Raw genomic sequence first — 6,336 nt, forward strand, 5'->3', positions numbered from 1 at the left:
CAGCCAATTTATTCTCGCTTATGCCTGTGATCGCCATGATGCGATGTCGCTGGATGAGCTCCGGGTAAGGCGTGACTCCGCGACCCGATTCATTCAAGACGTGGCCGCTGGGCCGCTCGACCGAGTCGATATCGGAGACGGCCGCACAGGGTTCCTGGTCTGGCAGCATCGTGCGCCCAGGATTGACTGGGCAATGGTCGCGTCACGCAGTGACGAAGCTGCCGCCTGGCTGCATGTACCTGTCGCTGCGGGCGGCGCCGATAGCGCCGTGGATCCGATAATGCTCGCACGCAACTTCGCGGACGGGACCGCGGATCCGGTCGAGATGGGCGCCCCCTGCGCCGCGTTCCACTGGACGCGCTCCGCCGGCTTGAAGATCGTCAACGACCGACTCGGAATGGTGCGCCTCTACTCCTTCGACGTGCCAGGATTTGGTCACGTCTGGAGCAGCAGGCCAGGGCTCGCCCATGTCTTCGGCGGGCTGGCACCGAGGTTCGAGCAATCGACGTGGAACGACATGGCGACGCTCGGTTGGTCGAGTGAGGGGCGCGCTCATCTCGGCAACGGCCGTCAGCTGACCGCCAGTACGAGGATCCACGTCGCGCCTGATGGCACCACGTCGACGACGAGCGACCGTGATCGCTGGATCCATTCGACGGGCAGCGGTGACATCCCGACCCTGGCAGAAGGAGCGCATGGCATGTTGCGCTCACTTGCCTCTGCATCATGGTGGGCCGGAAAGCCGATCGCGGATCTCTCCGGGGGCAAGGACTCGCGAGTAACCGCTGCAGCTGCCCTTCGCGCGGGTGTCATTGATGCCGTCAGGACGGTCAATACCGACTCGGGCGAGGTGGAAACGGCTCGTGAACTGTTGCGGCTGACTGACTTCCCGGTGGAGCATCGCGTCGACCAGGTCCTGGAGCCGAAGAAACCAAAGGGCCGGGTTCTCGATCGATATATATCCTTCCAAAGGGCCTGGGAAGGCGCATACAACGCGCGTTCCGCGTATCGTACCAATCAGTTCGAGGGATTCAGGCCGAGTTCCGCTCCACGGATCAACGGGCTCGGAGGCGAGGCCGTCCAGGGCATGACCCTTCTCAGTCCAGGTTGGCGAGAAAAACTGGAGGGCAAGGGCCCTGAGCTTGGTCGGGAGCGACTCGCCGCCATGATCAAATCGGGCGGACCTGGCGTGACAAGCGATGGTATAGACGACTCGATCCAGTCGTCCTTGCGATTTGCCGACGAGGCCGAGGGTCTCGGGATGACTACGTCGTTCATGGTCGTCGACTTCTTCTACAACTTCAGTAAGATGCCGTATTGGTCGATGCCGCAGGCGACCGAGAGCACGCTGCTTCCCTTCTACGCTCCGCAGATGATCCCTCGCGTGATATCGGCGATGTTCAAACCTTCGATCGAATACGGGCGGCTCCATCGGGACATCTTGCGAGAGATTTTGCCGGAGTGGTCGCAGGTCCCGTTCTACAAGGGGTCGGCGAAAACGCGTGCAACGCCGTGGATGTGGGAGAACGAGGATTGGAGCGAACTCTCTGAGACGATCCTGGACGGGGTCTCGGGCCTGGATACCTTTTCTGAGCCATCCGTCAGAAAGTTCGTGGAGGATGCCGAGGCGGGCAAGGGTAATGTTCGCTTCGAGCTCGTATTCTCGCGCGCGATGTGGGAGCTGAGCTTCAGAGAATATGCTCAAGAAGTTGCACGGCTCGCTTCTGATACTCTACGCAGAGTCAAGGAGGTCCGAGCGAACGTCAGTGCAGCGCGTCCCGAGAAGTAGCTCGGTGACGTCGGCCCCCGATGGTCGACGGAAAGGGCGGGAGGCGCCGCGAGGTTTCGCGAGAGCGAGGGGGAAGTGTGACCGCTGAGGTCGAGTACATCACAAACGAGGCCGAGGTCGGCCTGCCTCCGTTGCAGGCATCGCGCCGAACGGTGTGGAACTATTATCGAATTGAGTTCCTGCGAAACGGCTACCCGGGGCGTCGGACCGGGGACGTTCTATACGCCCACCCAATTTACGGCCCCTACGTTATCGCGGACTACATCGCGCAGTACCGCCGCACGAAGGACGATGTCTTCCTTGATGCCGCGAAGCGGGTGGCCGATGCAGCAGTCGAGCAGATGACGCCCCTAGGTGACGGACTGGCTTTCTTGTATAACCCGAAGAGCACTGCCGTCTCGACGAGAGGTGGAACGTTCTATAGTGGGCTGACGCAGTCGCGGTACATCGAAGGATTCCGCAACCTTGTGACGTTGCCAGGCACGGAGCGCTTCAAGGCGCCGCTACTCGCGATTGTGCGCAGTCTGCTGATCCCTGCCGAGGAGGGCGGCGTTGCCAGGACTACCGATGACGACGGGCTGATCATCGAGGAGTACCCGTCGCAGGCTCCGGACTGCACCTTGAATGGGTGGACGACGGCCACTTGCATTCTTCGCGATTATGCACGGAGCACGCAGAGCGACGAAGGTTGGGATATCTTCCATCGGTCGGTCCGCGGCCTCGAGCGGCTGATCCCGGTCTATGATGTGCCTGAACTGGCGAACTCGCGATACCGCCTTACAGGGGTTGCCTCAATACAGGCGAAGGCCGTCGGCGCGGATCTTGAGATCACGGATTGCCGGGTGCACATGCCCGGTAGCGGCGTTTACAAAGCGAATGTGGCGGGCGATCCCGCTGGCGAGGCGCTCAAGGCGGGACCGCGGAAGATTTCGGACGGGGCGGCAGAGACTCTTGTTCTCTCCTTGAGCCGCCTGACGTGGCCCGCACCGAACAAGGTGCTTCTCTCCGTTCGCGCTTCCGGGAGCGGCGCGGTCAGCCTCGGGATAGGGGATGGTCCGTACTCCCCCATGACCAAGAACCTGCCAGTGGAGTACTTCCGCGAGCTCGGTACGTTCCCTGTGGACGAGGGGGAGAATGAGATCGAATTGGCCGTTCCCTGGACCGACGCGGAACTTGTCGCGTATCCGACAGGCTTCGGAAAGGCTATCGCGGATAGGCAGTTCAATCAGTATCACTGGATCCATGTGGACACGCTGGGGAAGATCGTTGAGGAAACCGGAAGTGACCTTCTCGCTTATTACCGCGACAAGTGGCGTCAATACCCGTCCCGATGGACCGATCTGTCCGAGTATGCAGACTCGCGAATCACGCTGGAGCGCTTCGATCCGAAGCGGCATAAGTAGAGCCACCGGTGTTCATCGCAAGAATCTCCGCCGCGGAGAGCACGGTTGCGCCAAAAATCGCTTCCGGAGGATGTCGGAAAGCCAGGGAGTTGACTCGACGCTTAATGGTGGAGTCCCACGGAGCGAGTGAGCCCCATGCGCCGGAGTATGTATCCGCCTGACCAAACTTCGGTGCGTCGTTGTTGTCGCCAGGAAGCCATCTGATCGACGAGATCCCATGCTTCGTGCCCAGGTAGAACCGCCTGAATGCCAGGGCGGCAGTGCTCAGTGTCCTATCTGGGATTAGCCGAGAGTCCATCGCCTTCCATTCGGTGAGCGCCCGCACGCGCATCGTGGCATGCGAGGCGTCTTCGCCGCGTTGCACGGGAGAAATGCATCTTTCAGCCATCGGCTCGTCGCGGGTCACACCGAAGAAGATGTCGCTGTCCACAGGGTAGTAGTACCAAGGGTGCCGCAGCTCTCCGGCCTCATAGGCGTCGATCTCGCCGAGGAATCGTCGGGTTAATGAGGCCCCGAGGCCGAGGAGCCCTTTGTCCTTGTCTCGCCTTCCGAGAATGAGGAACGACGTGGCGGCATCGACAACATGATTGTGCGGGACCTCTAGCCCCAGTCGGCGTGACGGGAAGTCTTCGAGCGTGATATACCACGCCTGTCCGGAGCGCGTGCGGATCTCGTCATCATGAAGGAATAGCGCGTTCCGCGCAGCCTCGTAAAGGTCATCGGCCGCGATGCCGGTGCTGACGGTCTCTGGGCCTGCCGCCTCGATCGCTTCGGCGGCAGCGAGCAGAGATCGGGCGATAAGGCCGGTATGGACGAGATGGGCACCGTACTGGTGGCGAACCTCGAACTCGCCGGCCGATAGAAAGGTGAGATCGATTGGTGCCGGAAGGCCGCGCATAAGGACCGAATGGATCGAGCTCCGTCGGGCCAGCAGGTCGGGCAGATAGTCCGCATCGTGTGGGAGGAGGGAACCTTCAGGCGACGACCAAGTCCTGCCGTCATCTCTGATCGAATGGATGATCGCCGTGGTATCGGTCGGTCGCTCGATGACGACGCGCTCGGAAGCTGCTTGCAGGCTGATGGTGGCACCGCCGATAGTGCCGATAGCTGACGTTCCCGCGGTGTAGCGGGGGCCTGCAGACCATGCCGGGACGGTGCTTTTTCGCCAGTTCTTGCGTCCCAATGCCTGGTCGGTCCGCTCGACCATGTGCTGAGCCCACGTGGCGGCCTGACGAAGGTGCGCGGGGTCCCCGGTCACCCGCCAGGTGAGGCACGCAGCACGGATGAGCAAGGAGACGTCCCAGGCGAAGTGTCCCTGCTCGTTGGAGTCATAGGCCGGCTCGCTCGCGATCTTCTCGCTCATCACGTCGAGACCTCGGCGGGCGAACTTCTCGTAAGCTGCACGGACGTCGGCGATCCTGTGACTGGTCGGGCCATCTACGTCGAACGGTACGGAGTCGTGGTCCATTGCTCTCTTTCGCCGTTCTCTGGGGGAGGACGCCCATCCCTGCAATCGGTCCTGGGAAGACTATCGTGCCGGTATCGGATGATCTGGCCGCTCATCGGGCACGGGTCGTGATGACGGAATCCGTGCCGTCGGCGTGGACGACGGCCGGCGTCCCCGCAAGGTTCTCGACCTGGACGACGAGCACCACGGCCTCCGCGTCGCCCGGGACCTTCTCTGCCATTCCCTGCTGTCGCAGGGTCCAGGGCACGTGATGGGTGTTGTAGTCGACGGCGAGGGTCTCGTCCCAGTAGGTCGACGTGGAGATGATGCTCCCCTCGGCGTCGAGCCAGCGGGCGATGACGCGGACGCGCACGGTGGACGATTCCCTGCCGGTCATCGAAGCCCGGCATTTGTTCTCGCCGGTATCCCGCGATCCACCTACGACAGTGCATGAGGTCAGACGCACCGTCGTGCTCATCGTGTCCAGCCTGGCGGGATCATCGATCTGCACGCTCAAGACGTTCGTGACCGTGCGGGGCTTGAGCAGCGTCGCGTCATCCAGCCGGTGCAGAGCGGGGACATGAGTCCCGTCAGTCGGTTCGATCCGCAGATCGGCCTGGAGCGGAAGTGCCTTCACGCCGTCGTCAGTGGCTTCGAGGAAAGGCGCCGAGGCGAGAAGCGAACACTCGAGCTCCTCGCCGGTGCCCGGTGCGAGCGCCTGGCCCGAGACATCGCCGCCACGGGCGAGGAAGAGGTTCGTGCCGAGCTTGCCGTCCGTCTGCATCTCGGCGGGCTCCCCTCCGCTCGTGCAGCTGACTCGGAATGACACGAACGCCGCGAGCGCGCTCGATGAGGGAACCGCGCCCACACCGACATCGAAGTACAGCAGCGACGAACTGCCGGCCTCCGCGGCGGGAACTGTGACCGTATCGACGACGACGTCCTGCGCACCGAACGTCAGAGGCACCTCGCTCGGCCTCCGGTCCGCAGCACCGGATGAGTCGTACGGGCCGATCCCGGCGGCCCGGTCACCGGTGCCCTGGCCCACGAGCCTGTCGACCGCGAGTGTCCCGACGACAGCGACGAGGATCGCCGCGATGGTGTACGCGGCCAGTCCGACAACGCGTCGCCCCGGAGCCGGTGATGTGTCCGGCTCGTGCCGAGGCCCTGGCGATGGGAAGAGGTCGTTCACGCGTCCTCACCCTAGCGGGGCGTGATGGCTGCACCGCTGGGCGGCGGCTCGATCCCTCACGCAGGAACGGGTCGGTTGTCGGCGCGCGGCGGCCCGAGGGCCCACGTCGCTCAGGAACGGCAGCTGCATCATCGTGTCGCTCCACTGCTGCCAATGGGCGCCTGTGCGCAGTGGAACGGGGCGAACACAGTATGGTCGGGCTGGCATTGCTTGTGCGTACCGACTGCACGGATCGAGAGGTTCATCGTGAAGACTGCTGTTGTGGCTCTGGGGAAGATCGGGCTGCCGTTGGCGGTGCAGTTCGCCGATGCAGGGCACGAGGTCATCGGCGTGGACACCAATCCCCGCCAGGTCGAGCTGATCAACCAGGCGAGAGAGCCGTTCCCGGGCGAGGCGCAGCTGCAGGAGAAGCTGAGCGAACTGGTCCCGGCGGGCCAGCTGCGGGCGACGACCGACTACGCCGAGGCGATCCCGCAGGCCGACGCCGTGGTGATCGTGGTACCGC

General features: G+C 63.3%; 5 protein-coding genes. 3 read left to right on the plus strand and 2 right to left on the minus strand.

The genetic code is table 11. From position 1 onward, the window contains the following. The first annotated feature begins 43 nt into the window (after positions 1 to 43). Positions 44 to 1,789, plus strand: a complete 1,746-nt coding sequence (locus ACFQS2_RS11105) for a hypothetical protein (protein ID WP_377793810.1) — start codon at positions 44 to 46, stop codon at positions 1,787 to 1,789. Between the two features lie 77 nt (positions 1,790 to 1,866). Beyond that, on the plus strand, positions 1,867 to 3,192 hold the full coding sequence (locus ACFQS2_RS11110) for a D-glucuronyl C5-epimerase family protein (protein WP_377793811.1): 1,326 nt from the start codon (positions 1,867 to 1,869) through the stop codon (positions 3,190 to 3,192). Here the strand turns inward: ACFQS2_RS11110 and ACFQS2_RS11115 are convergent. Both ACFQS2_RS11115 and ACFQS2_RS11120 read right to left on the minus strand, forming a co-directional pair. Further along, positions 3,155 to 4,660 (minus strand): hypothetical protein, encoded by a 1,506-nt coding sequence (locus ACFQS2_RS11115; RefSeq protein WP_377793812.1) that lies wholly within the window; start codon positions 4,658 to 4,660, stop codon positions 3,155 to 3,157. The genes ACFQS2_RS11110 and ACFQS2_RS11115 overlap by 38 nt on opposite strands. 91 nt (positions 4,661 to 4,751) lie before the next feature. Further along, positions 4,752 to 5,606: a hypothetical protein gene (locus ACFQS2_RS11120; RefSeq protein ID WP_377019613.1), complete on the minus strand. Its 855-nt coding sequence runs from the start codon at positions 5,604 to 5,606 to the stop codon at positions 4,752 to 4,754. Positions 5,607 to 6,077: 471 nt separating this feature from the next. Here ACFQS2_RS11120 and ACFQS2_RS11125 point away from each other — a divergent pair. Beyond that, on the plus strand, positions 6,078 to 6,336 hold a 259-nt coding region (locus tag ACFQS2_RS11125; RefSeq protein WP_377792824.1), incomplete at its 3' end, for an NAD(P)-binding domain-containing protein.

The organism is Brachybacterium sp. GCM10030267 (genome assembly GCF_042666875.1).
Taxonomy (GTDB): Bacteria; Actinomycetota; Actinomycetes; order Actinomycetales; family Dermabacteraceae; genus Brachybacterium.